This window comes from Ensifer aridi (assembly GCF_002078505.1).
Classification (GTDB): Bacteria; Pseudomonadota; Alphaproteobacteria; order Rhizobiales; family Rhizobiaceae; genus Sinorhizobium; species Sinorhizobium aridi.
Map to the genome: position 1 here is coordinate 101,994 of NZ_LUAV01000021.1, position 17,010 is coordinate 119,003.

The window sequence follows — 17,010 nt, forward strand, 5'->3', positions numbered from 1 at the left end:
TCAATTCTCCATGTCGCGCCCGGTCAGCCGCAAGAACACATCCTCCAGATTCGGAGGACGCTGCAAAACGCGCAGATCCGCGCGCCCGCGCAGTTGCACGCGCACCTGCTCGGGATCGGTCGCATAGCAAAAGACAGTCTCGCCGCTCACTTCGATACGCTCCGCGTAAGGATTAATGAGCGCGCGCAGCTCTCGCGGATTGCCGCCGTAGATCTCAAGCACGGGGCATCCGATCTGCTCCTCGATCAGCGCGTGTGGGCGGCCCTCGGCGATGATGCGCCCTCCATCGAGCACGCACAGGCGGTCACATAGCCGTTCAGCCTCTTCCATAAAGTGAGTGGTCAAAATTATTGTCTTGCCGCGCGCCAGCAGTAGGCGCAATCGCTCCCAGATCAGATGGCGCGCATGCGGATCGAGGCCGGTGGTCGGCTCGTCCAATACAAGCAGCTGCGGGTCGTTGATCAGCGCACGTGCAAGCGTCAGGCGCCGCTTCATCCCGCCCGACAGTGTATTGACGCGCGCATCCGCCTTGCTCTCAAGTCGGGCGAACTCAAGCAGCGTCGGGATAGCAGCTTCGATCTCGCTTCGGCTCATGCCGAAGTAGCGCCCGAACACCAACAGGTTCTCGCGGACCGTGAATGCGTGCTCCAAATTGTCGAACTGCGGGACCACCCCGATGCGCCCGCGCGCTAACCGAGCGCGTGCTGGAACTGGCATGCCGAGTACGGTGATCTTACCGGCGTCAGGTGGTGCCATGCCGAGAAGCATACGTGTAATCGTGCTTTTGCCTGCACCGTTCGGTCCCAGCAGGCCGAAACACTCCCCCGCCGCAACAGTGAACGACAGCCCGTCAACAACGACCTTGTCGTCATAACTCTTGCTTACGCCGGTAAGATCGATTGCTATATTGGACATACGTTTAGCTTGCCGTGAAGGTCGTGTCGACCAGCGATTGCTCGGTTGAATGCGTTTGCCTGAACAGCATGCCGTCGCACCATATGTGATCAACGCGTCCCCACTCGCAGGCTGCAGCTGCACTTGGGAAGAAGCCACGCCCGTGGTAATTAGCACTCGTGTTGCAAAGCAGCGGGATGCCCGTGAGCTTTTCGTATTCGACGAGTACCTCGGCAACCTTGTGGTGAGAACTCCTGGAAATCGTTTGCAGCCGCGCAGATCCGTCAAGGTGCACAACAGCAGGAACTTTCTCCCGCCACTCCGGCCTCGTCTGGTGATCGAACAACATGTATGGATCCGGCGTTCCGGGGCTGAATATATCCGGCGCTCGGTCTTCGAGGCATATCGGCGCCACTGGCCGGAAGTGTTCGCGAAATTTGATGTCGTTGAGATAGTCTTTCATTTCCGGCGAGGTGGCGGCTGCCAGAATGCTTCTTCCTCCCAATGCCCGCGGTCCAAGTTCGGCGCGCCCGGACAGGAAAACCACGGGTTTGTTGCTGGCGAGGATCGCCGCAAGTTCCGGGATGCTGCACGGCGTAGCGTCCCATCCGGCCGGCACATTGCCCGCTTGCAGGCTCGGGCCACTGTAGACTGACCATTCCAGCCGGACGAAACCTTGCTGTGCCACTATTTCGGCGCAAGCTGCACCAATTGCAGAGCCGCTGTCATTCGGAAAGGGCGGCACCCAGACTGCATCGAACAGGCCCGCCTCACGCAGTGCACTGTTCCATTTGATATTGAGCCCGCAGCCGCCGGCTATGCACAAGTTGCGCGGCCCTGGAAACGAATGGTGCTGCAAGGCAATCGCCATCTCATTAACAACGAGGCGCTCGATGAAAAGATGAAAGGATGCGAGCACATCTTCCGGTGACGCGGCCGTCAATAGGAGCGCGCTGGCTGCGAAAAATTCATGCACGGCCTGAAGCGAGGCCTCAGCGTTGTTGATGTTGGCGCGATAGGTACGGGCAAGGTCCGTATCGCCGGCAAAGTGCTCCTCGTAGAGCTTCTGAAACACCGCGACGATGCGTTCATCAACCGAGCCGAGCGCGATATAGGCCATCAGCTTGCCAGCCACGCCCAGGTCCCACCCCCCTCGGCTCGCCTGCTTATAGGGCCCGAAGTAATGGCCCGCGGCAGCGTAGGTCTGGCCTATCATCGGGAACAGAGCTTTGAAGAAGCGGACTGTCTTGCCTTCCACATAATAGAGGCGCGGAAATATACAGCCGTCCCACACTAAGCAAAACGCAGGTTGTCCGGACTTTGCAAAGGGGCTGGTGCAGTATGCAGAGGCCACATGGCCCGTCACATGCGGATAGCTTCTATAGCTAAAAACCCGCCCATCAAGTGTCAGGTCGGAGCCGTCGAGCCAGTCGAGAAGTCCCTCGGCATGGCGTTCAACGTAAGGCGCCCCTCTGAGGGTAAGAGGAGTCACCCCACTGAGGACCTGGAACTGGGACTCGACCTCACCGTCCCAGCCATCGATAACAAACTGATCAATATCCCGCACATTCAGACCGTGGTCCGCCAAAGCGGCGACAACTGCATCGAGATTATCGATTGTTTGATATCGCGTATTGTTATCCCTCTTCTCCTGCTCAATGCAGAAGACGAGCTTTCCATTCTCAACAAGAGCGATAGCCCCGTCATGGGTCAGCTTGATGCCACAGACGCGCATAGTGTCTCCATGTAAGTTGGATCCATTAGAAACTGGGTTTCTGAAAACGGGCGAGCAAGCAGTCTTCGTTGGCCGACTCACCCCGGCAATCAAGCCGCTCCGCCTCAATCAGCGTTTCGCTCAGGATCGCCATGACGGTCTCAGCACCAGCAACATGGCCCCAACGTCGGCAATTTGCGTCGCGAGCCGAACCAAAAACCAGCTGCCCACCCGGCGCAAGCATGTTCACCAGGTTACAAACGGCACCGCGCATCGCGGCTATATCCTCAAGGTAGTAGAGAACTTCGGCCACGACGATCAGATCGAAGAGCTTCCTAGTCGAGAACTGTTGAACGTCAGCGACTATCCAACTGATGTGTGACGGCTCCTTCAACCGTTGCCTCGTTCGAGCAATGGCTTGCGGCACAACATCAATCACTGTGAGCTGCTTGCAATGAGGCGCAAGTTTCTCCGTGAATGCGCCGGCCGCGCACCCGACTTCGAGCGCGTTTGTGATGGGACCTTGGGAAAGCGACAGCCGAAGCATCTGCGCATGCCGCTCCTGCTCGAATTTGTTGCCGTCGAGCCGCCAGGGATCCTCCGCCGCCAGCTCATGGTGCAATAACTGATAGTTGTTGACCTGCGTCAAAATTCGCCCTCCGAGACAACGTGAACGATCAGTCGTCGCTGCAGACAGCGGCGGGTGCCACGGTTACAGAGTCTCTCGCAAGATTCAGCCTTCGAAGCGTCGTTGCATTTCCCGACGTCGCTCTACCGCTCGATTCGGACGTCGGGTGTGGAACGAAAACCCCTTCTCCACCTGCGCCTGTCACGTTTTGAGGGGCGCTGCGCGACAGCCAATCGCTATTGGTCAAAGTGCACAGAGCGTAGGCCTTCAATGGGAGTAAGAAAAACAGGTTGATGGGGGTGTGCAAAGAAAACGCCAGAAAACGAAGTTGGCGAGCACGGAAGGCAGCCACGCTGCAGCGGATCATGGTCATGGCGGCAATCATCATGACCGTCCACAAAGGCACTGTAGCTGTCAGCGCGACTTGCGCGACCCCTGCTAAGACGGCGAACGCGAGAAGGAGCGGTCCGAGATTTTGTCCGACCACGTCGAGCGTGATATAGCGATCAAGCCCCGGTAGTAATCGCAGCGCCAGGAAGGTGTCGCGGAAAGTGCTCCGTGCCCAGCGGAGTTGTTGGCGCAGATACGGGCCCATCCTGTCCGGGACGACGGTTGCCGCTATCGCGTCCGGAGCGTACTCGGTTCGAAAACCTGCTTTCAGCATCAGAATGGTGAGGTGGCGATCCTCACCGAAGTCGCTTGGCTTGCCCCAAAAAAACTGCGACTCGTACTGGTCAAGTAGCAAGAGGAGAGCAGACCGGCGGTACATGGCACATGGACCGCAGCAGCACATGACGGCACCGAAGCGAGCCTGTGCCGCACGCTCCTCATTGCAAGCGAGCCAGTACTCCATATCAATCAACCGGGTCAACCAAGTGTCGTTTCGATTGCTAGCGGTCAATTGACCCATGGCCGCGCCGATCTCTGGATTTTGCATCTTGAGCGCGAGTTTCGTGACGACGTCGGACGCTAGTGTCGAATCCGAGTCGACGTTGAGCACCAAATCTCCAGATGAGCGGCGTATCGCAGCGATCTGTGCCTTGCGTTTTCCGACATTCTCGCGAAGCAGAATGAAGTTGAATCTCGGATCCCGCGCATAGGTGTCGTGTACAGGTCCCAATTTCTCGCGATTAGCAGAACCGTCATCAACCACGTAGACACGCAGTTTTCCGGCGTAATCCTGATTTGCAATGGAAGCCAGACACTCGGAGAACGTGCCCGGGTCCTCGTTGTAGCAGGGGACAATGACATCCACGCTCGGCAGCGGCGCGTGGAACACGAAGTCCTCCGAGGCCGATGAGAGGTCTTTCGGCCGAGCATACAATGTCTGCATGCTTTTATAAGCGGTCGAGAGCAGCGCATAACAGGAGACAGCGCCAATGCCAATTGTATTAAGCAGGTCCATGGGATGTCACTTTGTTCAGGGATGTTGAGGAAGCGCGCAGATTCCAAATCCGCGCTCGCGTAACGCTGGAATAAGTCGGGCCAGCGCAATGACGGTTTGATCGCGCAGACTGTCTTCAGCACCCGGCCTGATTTCGTCGGGGGGGCATCCATCGTGCAAAAGCACGACTGCGCCTGGCTGGACAGAGGCAAGCACTGCATCGACAATCGCGTCGGCACCCGGCCGAGACCAGTCCCGCGGATCTACCGACCAGTGGAGGGGCGCCAGTCCAGCGCTCGCTGAAGTAGTAAGCACCTCTTCGGTCCAGATGCCATAGGGCGCGCGCACGTGCCGGACGGATGCCTGGGGGCAGGCCGTCCTGATGGCCTTATTCGCCTCAAGTATTTCATGGTGCACGTCGCTCGGTCCGCATCTGGACAGATCCGGATGAGTCATCGTGTGGTTAGCGACTTCGTGCCCGTCGTCAATCATTCGCCGGATCAGTTGGGGCTGTTCTGCCGCGTAGGCGCCGATAACGAAAAAGGTCGCCGGCACACGGTGTTTTTCCAGCACGTCCAGGATTTCCGGTGTGAAAAGTGGATTAGGACCATCGTCAAAGGTCAGATAGACGTTGCGACCACCCGTGCTGTCGGTGCACGTGCTGCGCACTCTTGATAAGCAGTCAAAGTGCGTCACAGCTCTGGCCCGTTTCGATCAATAAGCGTCGCGGTCGGCCAATCAGACATGGCCGATCCGACCGGCAAAACAACCACGAGTACGTCTTCCATGCGCGTGGGGGGTAGGTCGAGACGCGCGTCTGGGAGCGTAGACCGCACGCGCATCCCCGACAGAACGGTCGCCGGGAAGTGTCGGCCGAACCTTTCCACGTGCCTTTGCAAGGCGTGCCGAACCGCACCGAAACCGAATGGGACACGAAGTTGCTGCAATACTGGATACATGACGCGAAGTGAGTGGCTGATTCCAAGGCCCTCAAGGTCCGGCCGTACTCCGTATAGCCCCAACTCAGCCACTAGAAGATCGACCTCACCAACCTTGATGAACCGACGCAGTAAGCCCATGTGAGCCGCTACACCGTTTGAGTCGTGGGCGATTGCTCTAAGCTCAGGCCTCGCTCCGGCCCAACTCCTACTGCCTTCGAATGGCTTTGCGTTAAAGGCACCAGTCGGTCCATAAGTGTTTCGAAAGAAGCTTGCGAGTTCGACATGTTCGTCGAGTTGCAATTCACTTTCCCAGCGCAGCGTCCATTGCACCTGAGAGCGCACGCAAGACCTCCTATTTCTTTCTGTTTCTTGCGACGCGTGCCTCAATGCGGTCACCGTCGGTCCACTTGACGTTAGTCAATAGTCACACTTTACTAATGCAGCGCCTCCACAAATTCGTAAAATCGTTTTTGTGGATGGAACCCATCCACGCTCTGGAAGTACGCAGCCGATAGTTGGCCGCGCTCGAGGGCGAGCACGCCTGAAAGTTGCCGGCATCAATCATGGCCGCCTTCGAGACGCCGACAACGGAGCCCTCGATTCAGATCAGGCTGGAAGTTAATGTGACCGATGATCCGGACCTTAGGATGGCTTTTCCGCATCCTCGCTTCGGCCTGCAGCACATTAGCGCCCTGCCTACGCGAAGGGGCAAGCGCGATACTCAGAATGGAGGTGATTTCCTTCAGTGGACTAAGAAGAGACCGGCAGCCTAGAGCACCCGCCATCGTGTTCTTTAGTTCTTTAGGATGAAGGCGCGCGTTTCAGTGTGAGCGTCCGGCGAGCGCATTTTTTTGCTCAAGACGTAGGTGTTTAGCTAGCGGTTGCGCTTTACCTCGTCGGCCATAATGCGCTCGATCATTTCGGGATCGCATTGCTCGTCAATGAGAAACTGGCGGATCCCACCGTCCCACGTCCGTATGTCGGCGAGAAGCTCCTGGAGGCCCTCTACGCCATCGCCAGTCAAGCCTCTTGTACCGTATTCGCTTCCGTCACGGACGTGGACCATTTCGCCCTCGGCGATATTGTCCGAGTTGCTGGTGACTTCCTCGATCAGTTCGAGGTTCTCGCCGATCATGCCAGCGACCTCTCTAAGCGTGTAGATAATCTTCGAGCGGGCCATCAGACAGCCTCGTGCAGGTCTTTTGCCGGCGTCCACTGCCACGGCAGCAGTGATTCAAGGCGATTCGTGAGATGATCTTGGATCCGGGCTAGGACGTCTGTCAGATAGACCTCCGGATTGAGGCCATGTTGGACCGCGATCAGCGCGAGCGTAATTGAACTCCCGTAACGCTGCTGGCGGAATTTCAGACGCGCCTCAGGTGACTTTAAACCGCTCAAGCATCTTCTTGAGCTGCAAGTTCTCCGCATAAATCCGTGCAGCGAGCAGCCCCTTGAGCCGCTGATTTTCTAAGTCAAGGGCAGCCAGTTCGTCGAAGGAAATTGGGCCTTCTGCGGCCTTGGCTTGGCCTGTCTCATCCTCACGCACGTCCACAGAAATACGTTCAGGGCGCTTTCGTGAAACGCCGCCTTTGGAGCTTCTTCCAGGCTGCGATACTGGCGCGCCGTCTTCCGATCGCATAACAGCGTCGGCTGCCGGACGACGGCGCTCTTGCAGCTCCGACAATTCGACCTCCACAGTTTCGGCCGAATTTATCGCCGCCCGTCCAACCTCTGCGCTCCCCAGGTCTTCGACGGCAACACCTCCATTCGGCTCTACTGGCGGGTGGTGATCTGCTTTAGGCGTTGCGTTTGCTTCTGTTGAATTAAACAGATGCGGCGCGATCTCTTCTACTTCCCGGGTCAAAGCCTTAAAGTCGGTTTCCCCCCATATTGAGTTCGCGCGCCCCTTTTGCTGCCGCCGCGGCGACTTGAACTCTACGATGAATTTGCGTGGTGGTGCTTTCATAGTCTCAACCGCACAGTGCCGATGGGGGATTCTTGCCGGGCGGACAAATACAGCCCCTTCCTGTTCTTTTCAAGTGATCGCGACGCAAGGTGATGCTCACAGTATCCGACAGTGGCGAGACTTTCCACAAGCCGGCAGAGCGCCTATTACGCCCTATGCGGAGTTCCGATCTTGATTAATCCAGCCCAAGTCTCTTGCGCAGTTCGGCGTTTTCCGTACGCAGTTTCTCCGCCAGAAGGTTGCGAAGCCTCTGGTTTTCCTTTTCGAGTTGAACGAGGTCTGCCAACTCATCGCCAGCCGGCACCGACGTCGCGGCCTTTTGCTCAACAGGCTTTGCAGCTCGTTTCCACTGATAATAGGTTTGCTCGGATATCCCGGCGCGCTTGATGGCGTCCTTCAGCGTGCTATCGCGTTGGGCGACTTCCGTCTCGATAAGCTTGAGCTTATCGGACCTTTCTTGCTCGCTGTACTTCTTAGCCTTAGCAGCCGTTGCCGTTGCCTTTGAATCCTTACCCTGTTCCGTAGCTTTTTGACGCCGTGGCGACCTCTGTTTTTTTGCAGTCGGTGCTTTCGTTTCGGCGGCCGCTTCAGACGCGGCAACTGGTCCCATGTTACTCTCGTCAGCCACTGTAGATTCCTCCCTTAGCCACCTATGATTTGGACTGAAAGAGCTAAAGAGTCAACGCGAGTGTTAAACTCCGACTTCACGTATGGTTGATCTTTTGCTGCCAATATGAGCTCGTCGAGGGAGGGATGGCGCGAGAAGGCCCAAACGCCGCTTCAAATCCACCATTCCTCACACACCGCGCCGCGCCTACTTCAGGATCACAAATATCCCTGATACACATCTGCGGACACCTCGAAAGTGCAAGGGGATATTTCCCTCGGGGTAACGTGCGCGTAGTCGGGTGCTGATATCTGTCCGGCCGCTTCCGCGACCTTCCTAACGGCCCGTGTGGGAGTTCGCGGATCGGCTCCAATCATTACAGCGTGCTCCTGGGCTCTCCTGCCGTCGATGCCAGCATGATCGTCGCGGACGCGGATCGTCAGCACGGGATCGACACAGCCGAGGACCTCGACCCTGAAGCCCAACCAGTATCTCGCCACCTGGATGTGCTTCCTTTGGAGGCGCCACGCCGGTGGAGTCCAATTCAAGTCGCCGGTCGACCCAAGCGGCACCCTGGACCTCAAGGCGCACCGCCGCAACTTGCGTGCGGCGTTTTAGCGACCAATCACGGCAACTGCTTGGCCGAAGTGTCCGCTCGGCGGGGGAGCCAAATCCAATCCTGCGCTGAGGAGGCGACCAGCGCCGCAGATCCATCGCCAGAAGCGGCGGGTGATCTATTTTCTGCGCTAGCAAGTCTCTGATGGAGATTCGATCCGGGCAGCCTCCTGTAGCATGATCTCCCGCATCCACATGCTTGCCTGATCCCTGTTGTGGAGGCCGGGCCACTGGACCGCCTCGGTGAATGCTGGAAGCGGTAGCGGAAGCTCGACGATCAGTAGCGGCATTGACTTTGCAAAGTGACGGGCGAGCCGCAAGGGTATCGTCGCTATACGCTCCGTGCCTGTCAGCAACGACGGTAGCAAGCTAAAGCCGGGCGCGGAGACTTCGACGCGTCTCTTGAGACGATGCTCAAGCAATAGCCATTCCTCGAGAGAGGGTTTCAGCGTCCACCCGAACGTGCCTGAAACATGCCCCATCGACATATACTTTTCGAAGGAAAGCGGTCGGGTTAGATGCTGGTTCGTAGGGCAGCCGACGCATACGAATCTCTCCTCGAACAGATCCGCTTTGGGATGCTCGTTCGACATATACAGTTCCGGCATGATCAGAAAATCGAGTTCACCGCGTCGCAGCAGGTCATTGGGATCATCATCGAGAGCCAGCAGCTCGAAGCCGACGCCGGGAGCGTCCCGCGCCACACGCTCGACAACCTTCTCGAAGAACACAAGCAGCATGAAATCGGACAGGATGATCCTGAAGCGGCGCTGCGACGTCGCCGGGTTGAACACGTCCCAGGAAATGATGGAAACCTGGATGTGCAGCAGGGTGTCGCGGATCGCCGGAGCAAGGGCTTCGGCACGTGGTGTTGGGATAAGCTCGCGTCCCTGCATTATAAACAGCTCGTCGCCGAAATAGGTGCGTAGGCGGCCGATGGCCGCGCTCATGGCCGGCTGACTGAGGTTGATCCTGCGCGCCGCGGCCGTGAGCTTGCGTTCGGTCATCAGAGCGTCGAGCGCTACGAGGAGATTGAGATCCAGGCCCTTAAAACGCATTTTCTAGTCCATAGATGGCGCAATTGGGAGTGATGGGCCCTGGCCGAACTCATACGCGTCGGGGCGCGCCCGTCTCATCATCCGGGCTGCCGGGGTTTGCTCTAGCTTCGACAAGAGGAATTCGATCCCCGTCCAGTGCGACAGGCGCGGGGGCCAAGCGCTGCTGATAATTCAACCTGTGCGTCCATAATTATCTCTTTTCAGCGCTCCGTCGTTCAGAAGCAGGCACGCGCCTAGACTTGGTTTGAGCGGCAAATGGCTCGCTGAGTTCACCGCCGGCCGGTCTAGCGGTCCGATATTTAAATCGCGGCGCCACTAACATGGAGGCCGGTGAATCGAAAATGGTATTTTCTCATGGACCAATGAGCAGAGCTCATAATGCTGCGTGGCGCCACGAATTCATTAGATGCGAATCTCCGGCGCCGTCGCCAGGAGCGCCTTGCCCTCTGGCGGTCGCGTTGGATGGTGAAGCGAGCATTGCGAACTCAAGGCTGGTTTACGACCTGTTTGGGAACGAGTGGACGCTCCGGTCGGTTCGCTTCTCCGATTGCCGGGACATGGCCGCGGAGCTTGCAACGTCAGCGGCGGTCAGGGAGCAGGGGGTCCAGTTGCCCCCGTAGCTGATTTCCACGTCAGCGTCGAAGAAATAACCCGCACCCCGGGATGTTTTAATCAGAAGAGGGTTAGCCGGATCAGCTTCCAGTTTTCGGCGCAACCGCAAGATAAAGACATCAACACTTCGGTCATATACCTCTTCTCCACGCACCCGGCTCGCAAACAGAAGCTGTTCTCTGGATAAAACGTCGCGTGGTTTTTCCAGGAAGGCGATTAGAAGATTGAACTCACCAGACGTCAGCTTGACCTCGCCGCTGTGTTCAGAGATCAGCCGGCGTTGCTTGAGATTGAGCGTCCAACCGGCGAAATGAAACGAGCGCCGATCCTTTGTCCTCCGACTGATCGGGCGCTCGCGCAACGCTACTCGGATGCGCGCTAAGAATTCTCGCATTCCAAAAGGCTTAGCTACGAAATCAGTTGCTCCAAGCTCCAGTGCAACAACTTTCTCAGCCTCCTCGACACGATCGCCGCTGATGGTAATTATGGGAACATCGGATTTAGTTGCCAAATTGCGGACGATGTCGAGCCCATCCTCACGGCCTAGATTAAGATCAACAACAGCGAGATCGACCGCATCACATGTAAGCACGCGATTGAACTGCCAACTATCCGTCACTGCGGTTACCTTATAGGCGTGCATTGTCAGATACTCGGTAATGAGGTGCCGCATGGCGACATCGTCATCGATGACAAGAACATGTTTCAACGTCTCACCTCTCAATCTCGGATCAGGCTGCCGAGACCCACTGTCACGCAGCTTTATGAGGACCTGTACACGCAACAGTTACCCCACTGCCAATCCGCTAGGCGAATGTCAGCATGCGGGCACGAGATGACGGCGCTGCCGCGTGGCGACAGGTCCAACAGTTGGGGTCGCCCTACGAGAATATGGTTCGTACAAATACCGACTGAAGGATTTGAGGGGCTGGTCGCGTAGCCACTGAACGGCAGCTCCAACAATGATGAACCTAATGCTGGTTGAGAAGGTCAGCCACGGTCTCTCCGCGTCGGCGGGCGTCGGCCGCAAGCCAAATCTCGCCGACCTCGTAGATCTCACCGTAGGTACGGAACGGAACAATGACATCGATGGCGGCGGAAAGCATATCAATCAGCGTGCGGTCTTCAAGAGCAGCCCCTTGCGAGCTGCTCTTGACGAGCGAAAAGAGCTTTTTGAACGCCTGAACAGGATCTGCCCCATGTATGGTGGAGATCGATCCCGGATGGCCAGAAACGACTTCGCTGAGATAAGCCCAAGCGGCATCGTCGCGCAGCTCGCCGAGCAGTATTCGATCCGGTCGCATGCGCAGGCTGGCCTGCAGCAGCTGTTCTGCCGTTACCGCGCCTAAACCTGTTCCATCCTTTGAATAGAGTAGCCTTACATGGTTCTCATGCGGAATTACGAGCTCGAGCGTGTCCTCGATTGTGATGAGTCTTTCCTGCGGCGGGATGGCGCCGATCAAAGTCTTGCTCATGGTCGTCTTGCCGCTACCCGTGTGCCCGCAGAGCAGCATCGTCAGCCGAGCAGTCACGCATGCATGCAGGAATCCCTCCAGATCACCTCGGTCGTAGTGCTCAAGAATCTGTTCGTCCTGTTCAGTTTGGCGCTGCTTGCGCGAGCGCCATTGATTCCATCGCGAAGCATCATACCGGGACGCGACTTCCTTGAGCTCCGGAACACGGGATCCGGGGCGCCGAATTGTCAGGCTGACGGTGCCCGATGGCACAGCGGGCGGTAAACAGATTTGAAGCCGCTCTCCATTTGGCAGTTCGGTGGCGCACAGAGGACTTCGCGGTCCGACATCCTGCTTTCTTAACGCTCCTGCCAAGATCGCGATGTCTTCAAGATCATCGTAGGTGAGCGGTAACGGATATTTTGCGAAGCCGCCGGCCTGACGAACGAAAGCCTCTCCAGGTCTATTAATCGCGACTTCTTCGGTCCTTGGCTCCTCAAGCCATCCCAAAACTGGTTCAAGGAGAAAACGCAATTGTGGAGCTGCCTCCGTCTGCATTCAGGCCTCCGATTTACTATCTGGACCAGGGTTGCCGATTTCGCGCTCTCGACGCGCCAGTGGCTGTCCGAAGCTCGTATACATCCGAGAAGTCGATGTCCCGCGCGACAAAAATGGATACCGCATCCCCCTGATTTTTTTTCAGAGTGGGTGGAATGTTGATCGACGCTCTTAGCATCGTGTTGGCGGTCTGTTCTCCATTCCCCTGCAAACCATTAATGCTGGTGCCGGCGCCTGAGCTGCCAGCGTAACTACTGGCCGCCTGGAAAGCACCCTGGACGGCGCTCAAGAGCATTGCCCCGCCAACGCGTTGCCAGAAGTGATTGTCGACCGTGCCAGGCAGTCCCGAGCGACCGAGTTCGTCAGCGCCTGGTGACGCGAGCGACACTACGGCATGATTGGGTGTAACGGCGCGATTCCAGATCACAAACACGCGTGCATCCCCTTGTTGTAAGCCACGCTGGATTTCGCCAACGACGGTCGTGCCGCGATCCAGGAGGACAACGTTGCCCGTCGCCCCTCGGACGTCCTGGGGTAATACGCATTTCACGTAACCGGCCAAGTTGGTATCGATCGCTGTTTGCAGAATGCAGGGAATAGTCGTTCCTTGCGTAATCATGAAGTCAGGGTGCGGTAAGAGTGTTGCCCGGCTAGGCTGCAGCACAGTCGGCTTCATCCGCGTTGAAAGATCATTCTCGACTGGAGCTTCGCCCGTAAGTGAGGAGGAGTCTTGCTCCTTGTCTTCGTGTTCGTGGCCAATGTCCACTCGTTGGGCCGGCTTGCTATTGCCTTGATCACCGCTGCTATAGGCAAAAATCGGCGTTTTCTCAGGCTGTTCGGCATCGCGGTCAGGCTGGCTCATCTCTGCCGCAGGAGCTGGCGGCTGCGCAGGCTGCTGGGTTGCTGGGGGATCGGGAGCAATATCGATCGGCGACGGACGAAAGGGCTCGGTGTGGGTGAGAACCGTAGTTTGAGGCAGGGAAGTGTCGTTTTCTGCCTTTGAGTGTCCACCAAGCCAGATGAGACATAAGGATAACGCCAGAATCAAACCTGCGACCATCAGCTTCTGCAATCCCGAAAGTCGCCGGCGAGGTGAGTCATAAACCACGGATCCGGACGCATCCACATCGTGCACAGATTGCGGATTGGCGTCGTTCATCGCCTTGGCTCCTTTAGAACGCGCCAAACATCGGGCCTGACCGTGCCGGTGCCCGGGTCTCGGCCAATGGGATCGTACGCGCTATTCCAGATGCATAACACTGTGTCTCCATCTCTCAGTCGCCAACCACGAGCAACCGAGGGAATCTCGACATAATCGCCTTTGACCGAATAGTTGGCCGTGGCTTCCTTGCCGTCTGGATTGATCGTGTAAATCGACGGTATGCGCACATTGCCTGGAAAGCGGAATACGGTGGTGATGCCGTTGTCAAAAACTTCCAGGGGCATCAGCGAGCGATCCCCCTGGGCGACATAACGCCAATTGTTGGCGCTCGGACTCTCGCTCGCCGGCTTATCTAATAAGTCCTGAGCCCTGCGTTGATACAGTGCTTCCGCTCGGAGGCGATAGGCGGCAGACGTCTGCTCCGCTTGCTTCCGCCGAGCCGCAGCTTCATCGACAGGGTAGGCGAATTGTACGCTGTAGTAGAGTTCAGGCTGCTCTTTGTCGAGCCCAGACATGGTCTTGGCAGAGATGCTGAAAACATAGCGCCGCATACCCGCGTCGCTCGCTGTCAGCACGATGACCGGCTGCGAGGGGAGGACACGACTTGCCTTGAAGAAGAGATAGTTGCCGCGCGGAAGGGCTGCGAGGTCGTTGCTGTTGGAAACGGCGACGGCTGTGACGGTCTCGTTCGCCCCAAATGTGACAACCATAGTTGCCCCGACAGCGGTTGACAGGCGCACCACCTCGTCCGGGTTGTAGGCTAGATGGCGCATGCGGGGATCCAGTTTACCGGCCGTAGGAGTGTCTTCCGCACGCGCGCCCACCGTGATGAAAAGCAAACAAGCCAGTGTGAAAAACGCTTCTTTCCTCATGGTTGATTGCCCCCCAGGTTCGAAACGGAATCCTCCGAGGTTTCATAGGAGGTAACAACTAAGCCCCCCGGATTGGTCAGCCTCGATCGGCCGGGCAGGCTTGTCACTTTTTCGTAGCGAACTGTTGCAGTCCAAGTACTCACCACCGGCATCTGCCCCTCCAGGACGAGCGTACGCTTGTAGCGAATCTGCTGCACGGCCGGCGTGATGTCATTCGAAGCGATGTGCTCGACCTCCAGCCTGCCGCGCTTACCGATAACGACTTGCGGCGACTCTGGATTGGGGTAGTTGAAGAACTCTTGATATTCCTGTCGCACGGCCGGAGCGCTGAAACTTGATACGAGGTCATAGGCATACTGAGCCGTGTCCGCTGTATAGCTTTCGCGCAGGCGCACATATTGCCAGAGGGAGGCATTCACAACCGCCTCCTCTTGCGTCGCCGGCAGTCGTGAGACGGACACTTCACTGTCGACTGTACCATCGGGGCGTACCCAAAGATAAACAGGCACAAGCTTATTTAACGGAACCATGGTGGCGATAGTAAAGGCCTGGGCAACATTTCCAAGAACAGCGACCGCCGCAGTGACGACCAGCACCTTGGAGACACGCCGTGCTGACTTCGCACGTGCAGTTTGAAACGCTTCCACTTCCTTATAGTGGGCAGCCAATGCCTCTCTCTCCACCAGCAGAGCGTGTTCAGGGCCCTTCATTAAGCTCTCCCGCGACCTGAAGGTCCGATGGAGTCGGTTGCCACTGTCCAACGTTCAGCGGGAAAACTGGACCCTTGCAGGTCGCTAGCTTGTCGGTTGTCTGGCACGCGGCTAGAGTAAGGGTTAGAAGCAACAGGCAATACTTCATTGCGTTTTCCAAGTTGAGTGATTAGTCGGTCCTAGCCACGCGTTAGTTGAGCGAGGTGGCGATTCAGGCTGCTGCCAATTTGGTTTGTTCCGCCCAAATAAGCGCCCCCGATGTTGCTGGCGATCACGGGTAGCGCCACAATCAGAGCGTCGCCGGCAAGAAAGAGCATGTCGAGTTCGTAAAGCCCGATAATCTTGGCTGCAGTCGTGCCCGAAAGAGAGATCACGCGGAGCATTACTGCGAGGACGGTCGCTTCCGCTGCGAGGACAATCGTCGTGACAATGTTCAGCAGGAGTAAAAGAATCCCGTAGGTGATGAGTTGGCCCACCCATTTCGCAGCCATGTCTCGAGTGCGATCAAACAGATAGCCTACAAGGATCAGTGGACCAATCGCCAACAGCACTTTCGTAAGAATTCCAGCGGAATCGTAAATCGCGAACGCAGCCCAAAGTGCACCGTAAAAAGCCCATTGCGCGCCTTCAAAGGCGAGAATGTCCTGGCCATTCATCGGTCCAATTTCGGATGCGATCATTTGGAAGTAGACCTGGCTTTGAGCGAACATGATGTCGAGCCTTAGAGGGATGTCGACAAATGGAATGTGACTGCCACTGACCTGGTGCACGAATTTTGGAATCGTGTCCTCAAAGACTGACACGACGTACTCATGGTAGTTCGCCTGCCCCACGACAAGGGCGGCAACAAGTGACACCGTGATGACCTTCGTAATGCCACCACGAGCGTCCATTTCACCACGCATGACCAAAATGCCTTGAACTATTATCCAAAGCGTGACGCACGCCACCAAAGGCGCACTGACCGCATTCTGGATCTTCTCCAGCGTCGTGTTCAGCCCTATCTCAAAGGCCGTATCAAAGGTCGTGTGAATAGCCGTAAATGGCGCGGCAATTCTGAAATTCATCGCTCCAACCTGACCAACTTCTCTCCGCCTCCGGTAGGGACAGGCTCCCCGCCCACTCGAGCGGTAAGATCAACTGCAAAATTACGGCAGCGCACCGAACATTGTCGCAGTTTCCCGGCGTTCCCGCCGCTGTGTAGTTGCCTCCTCTGCTGCTTGAAGGCGTGCCTGTGCAGTGGTCATCGTCAATAAGCTAGTGGCCTGAGTGTTCTGAATAATCGCGTCGTGTATCTGCTTGAGAATTAGACCGTTCGTGACGGTCGCCTGCATAATGTTCCGCGAACGCGAAAGCTCATTCAGCGTGCTGGCGTTTTCCTTGAGCCGATGATCCATGGCGTCCAGATTGTTGGCTGCGGCCCCGGCTGCATTGGAAGAACCGACAATTTGCTCGCGTAAGAGAGCCCCTTGCGCGTCGTTACCCCACTTCACATCATTTTCGGCATCCGATGCGATCGCGCGCGCCGTTGCCGATGCCGGCGCTTGTGCAGCAAACATCTGCTTTTCAAGGTGATCCGTAGACGGATAGCGGTTCGGCTGGTTGAGTGAACTTAGAACCCCGGTGACCGCAAAGGACGTCGTGAACATCTGCACCATTTGTACTGTCTGTTCGAGCAATGCGAGTGTGTGAACAACGTTTTGCGCAGTGTTTACCGCAGTTAGACCCGACTGGAATTCCGTTGCGGGATCGCTGACGACAAACTGCGCTCGGGCGGGCCCCTGCAGGAGAAGGCAAGCCGCAAGCGCCGTTGCCGTGAGTTGTGCTATTTTCAT

18 protein-coding genes and 1 pseudogene are annotated in these 17,010 nt (G+C 57.1%); all 19 read right to left on the bottom strand.

Annotated elements, in window-relative coordinates; genetic code table 11:
* The 19 genes and pseudogenes from nodI to AYK65_RS18945 all read right to left on the bottom strand — a co-directional run bounded on the left by nodI (position 1) and on the right by AYK65_RS18945 (position 17,010).
* Positions 1-915, bottom strand: coding sequence for a nodulation factor ABC transporter ATP-binding protein NodI (gene nodI, locus AYK65_RS18845; protein WP_081159476.1), 915 nt, complete (start codon positions 913-915; stop codon positions 1-3).
* Positions 916-919: 4 nt separating this feature from the next.
* Positions 920-2,629, bottom strand: coding sequence for a nodulation protein NodU (gene nodU / locus AYK65_RS18850; RefSeq protein WP_081159478.1), 1,710 nt, complete (start codon positions 2,627-2,629; stop codon positions 920-922).
* 25 nt (positions 2,630-2,654) lie between these two features.
* On the bottom strand, positions 2,655-3,257 hold the full coding sequence (gene nodS / locus AYK65_RS18855) for a nodulation methyltransferase NodS (protein WP_081159479.1): 603 nt from the start codon (positions 3,255-3,257) through the stop codon (positions 2,655-2,657).
* A gap of 28 nt (positions 3,258-3,285) precedes the next feature.
* A complete protein-coding gene (nodC, locus tag AYK65_RS18860; protein WP_081159481.1) occupies positions 3,286-4,641 on the bottom strand; it encodes a chitooligosaccharide synthase NodC in 1,356 nt (451 codons plus the stop codon).
* 15 nt (positions 4,642-4,656) lie between these two features.
* A complete protein-coding gene (nodB, locus tag AYK65_RS18865; protein WP_081159482.1) occupies positions 4,657-5,316 on the bottom strand; it encodes a chitooligosaccharide deacetylase NodB in 660 nt (219 codons plus the stop codon).
* Positions 5,313-5,903, bottom strand: a complete 591-nt coding sequence (locus AYK65_RS18870; RefSeq protein WP_081159484.1) for a NodA family N-acyltransferase — start codon at positions 5,901-5,903, stop codon at positions 5,313-5,315. The genes nodB and AYK65_RS18870 overlap by 4 nt, the downstream gene beginning before the upstream one ends.
* Positions 5,904-6,435: 532 nt before the next feature.
* A complete protein-coding gene (locus AYK65_RS33075) occupies positions 6,436-6,741 on the bottom strand; it encodes a hypothetical protein (RefSeq protein ID WP_081159487.1) in 306 nt (101 codons plus the stop codon).
* Positions 6,741-6,866, bottom strand: a pseudogene (locus AYK65_RS18885) (transposase domain-containing protein); the annotation flags it as partial. The gene AYK65_RS33075 and the pseudogene AYK65_RS18885, both read right to left, overlap by 1 nt.
* 70 nt (positions 6,867-6,936) lie before the next feature.
* Positions 6,937-7,527, bottom strand: a complete 591-nt coding sequence (locus AYK65_RS18890; RefSeq protein ID WP_081159488.1) for a hypothetical protein — start codon at positions 7,525-7,527, stop codon at positions 6,937-6,939.
* A gap of 175 nt (positions 7,528-7,702) precedes the next feature.
* A complete protein-coding gene (locus AYK65_RS18895; protein ID WP_081159490.1) occupies positions 7,703-8,155 on the bottom strand; it encodes a transposase in 453 nt (150 codons plus the stop codon).
* A gap of 725 nt (positions 8,156-8,880) precedes the next feature.
* Positions 8,881-9,807, bottom strand: a complete 927-nt coding sequence (locus AYK65_RS18905; protein WP_081159493.1) for a LysR family transcriptional regulator — start codon at positions 9,805-9,807, stop codon at positions 8,881-8,883.
* A gap of 496 nt (positions 9,808-10,303) precedes the next feature.
* Entirely contained in the window at positions 10,304-11,128 is an 825-nt protein-coding gene (locus tag AYK65_RS18910) for a response regulator (protein ID WP_081159494.1), read from the bottom strand.
* Positions 11,129-11,390: 262 nt separating this feature from the next.
* Positions 11,391-12,431, bottom strand: coding sequence for a P-type DNA transfer ATPase VirB11 (gene virB11, locus AYK65_RS18915; protein WP_081159496.1), 1,041 nt, complete (start codon positions 12,429-12,431; stop codon positions 11,391-11,393).
* A 16-nt stretch (positions 12,432-12,447) separates the two neighbouring features.
* The gene (virB10, locus tag AYK65_RS18920; RefSeq protein WP_081159497.1) at positions 12,448-13,590 is read right to left on the bottom strand and encodes a type IV secretion system protein VirB10; all 1,143 of its coding nucleotides are present in this window, start codon (positions 13,588-13,590) and stop codon (positions 12,448-12,450) included.
* Complete coding sequence (virB9, locus tag AYK65_RS18925; RefSeq protein WP_081159500.1) at positions 13,587-14,465, bottom strand: P-type conjugative transfer protein VirB9; 879 nt, start codon at positions 14,463-14,465, stop codon at positions 13,587-13,589. The genes virB10 and virB9 overlap by 4 nt, the downstream gene beginning before the upstream one ends.
* Positions 14,462-15,175, bottom strand: coding sequence for a type IV secretion system protein VirB8 (locus tag AYK65_RS18930; protein ID WP_081159503.1), 714 nt, complete (start codon positions 15,173-15,175; stop codon positions 14,462-14,464). The genes virB9 and AYK65_RS18930 overlap by 4 nt, the downstream gene beginning before the upstream one ends.
* Positions 15,162-15,323, bottom strand: a complete 162-nt coding sequence (locus tag AYK65_RS18935) for a type IV secretion system lipoprotein VirB7 (protein WP_081159505.1) — start codon at positions 15,321-15,323, stop codon at positions 15,162-15,164. Before AYK65_RS18935 ends, AYK65_RS18930 begins: the two co-directional genes overlap by 14 nt.
* A gap of 31 nt (positions 15,324-15,354) precedes the next feature.
* Positions 15,355-16,242 (bottom strand): type IV secretion system protein, encoded by an 888-nt coding sequence (locus AYK65_RS18940; RefSeq protein ID WP_081159507.1) that lies wholly within the window; start codon positions 16,240-16,242, stop codon positions 15,355-15,357.
* Between the two features lie 81 nt (positions 16,243-16,323).
* Positions 16,324-17,010 carry a TrbJ/VirB5 family protein gene (locus tag AYK65_RS18945; protein ID WP_081159509.1) on the bottom strand — a complete coding sequence of 229 codons (687 nt, stop codon included), beginning with the start codon at positions 17,008-17,010 and terminating at the stop codon, positions 16,324-16,326.

Bases quoted from the DNA above. Each gene is read 5' to 3' on its own strand.
- nodU (WP_081159478.1), bottom strand. From the start codon at position 2,629: ATGCGCGTCTGTGGCATCAAGCTGACCCATGACGGGGCTATCGCTCTT.
- nodC (WP_081159481.1), bottom strand. From the start codon at position 4,641: ATGGACCTGCTTAATACAATTGGCATTGGCGCTGTCTCCTGTTATGCG.
- AYK65_RS18890 (WP_081159488.1), bottom strand. From the start codon at position 7,527: ATGAAAGCACCACCACGCAAATTCATCGTAGAGTTCAAGTCGCCGCGG.
- virB9 (WP_081159500.1), bottom strand. From the start codon at position 14,465: ATGAGGAAAGAAGCGTTTTTCACACTGGCTTGTTTGCTTTTCATCACG.
- virB11 (WP_081159496.1), bottom strand. From the start codon at position 12,431: ATGCAGACGGAGGCAGCTCCACAATTGCGTTTTCTCCTTGAACCAGTT.
- virB10 (WP_081159497.1), bottom strand. From the start codon at position 13,590: ATGAACGACGCCAATCCGCAATCTGTGCACGATGTGGATGCGTCCGGA.
- AYK65_RS18935 (WP_081159505.1), bottom strand. From the start codon at position 15,323: ATGAAGTATTGCCTGTTGCTTCTAACCCTTACTCTAGCCGCGTGCCAG.
- AYK65_RS18930 (WP_081159503.1), bottom strand. From the start codon at position 15,175: ATGAAGGGCCCTGAACACGCTCTGCTGGTGGAGAGAGAGGCATTGGCT.
- AYK65_RS18905 (WP_081159493.1), bottom strand. From the start codon at position 9,807: ATGCGTTTTAAGGGCCTGGATCTCAATCTCCTCGTAGCGCTCGACGCT.
- AYK65_RS33075 (WP_081159487.1), bottom strand. From the start codon at position 6,741: ATGGCCCGCTCGAAGATTATCTACACGCTTAGAGAGGTCGCTGGCATG.
- AYK65_RS18940 (WP_081159507.1), bottom strand. From the start codon at position 16,242: ATGAATTTCAGAATTGCCGCGCCATTTACGGCTATTCACACGACCTTT.
- AYK65_RS18945 (WP_081159509.1), bottom strand. From the start codon at position 17,010: ATGAAAATAGCACAACTCACGGCAACGGCGCTTGCGGCTTGCCTTCTC.
- nodI (WP_081159476.1), bottom strand. From the start codon at position 915: ATGTCCAATATAGCAATCGATCTTACCGGCGTAAGCAAGAGTTATGAC.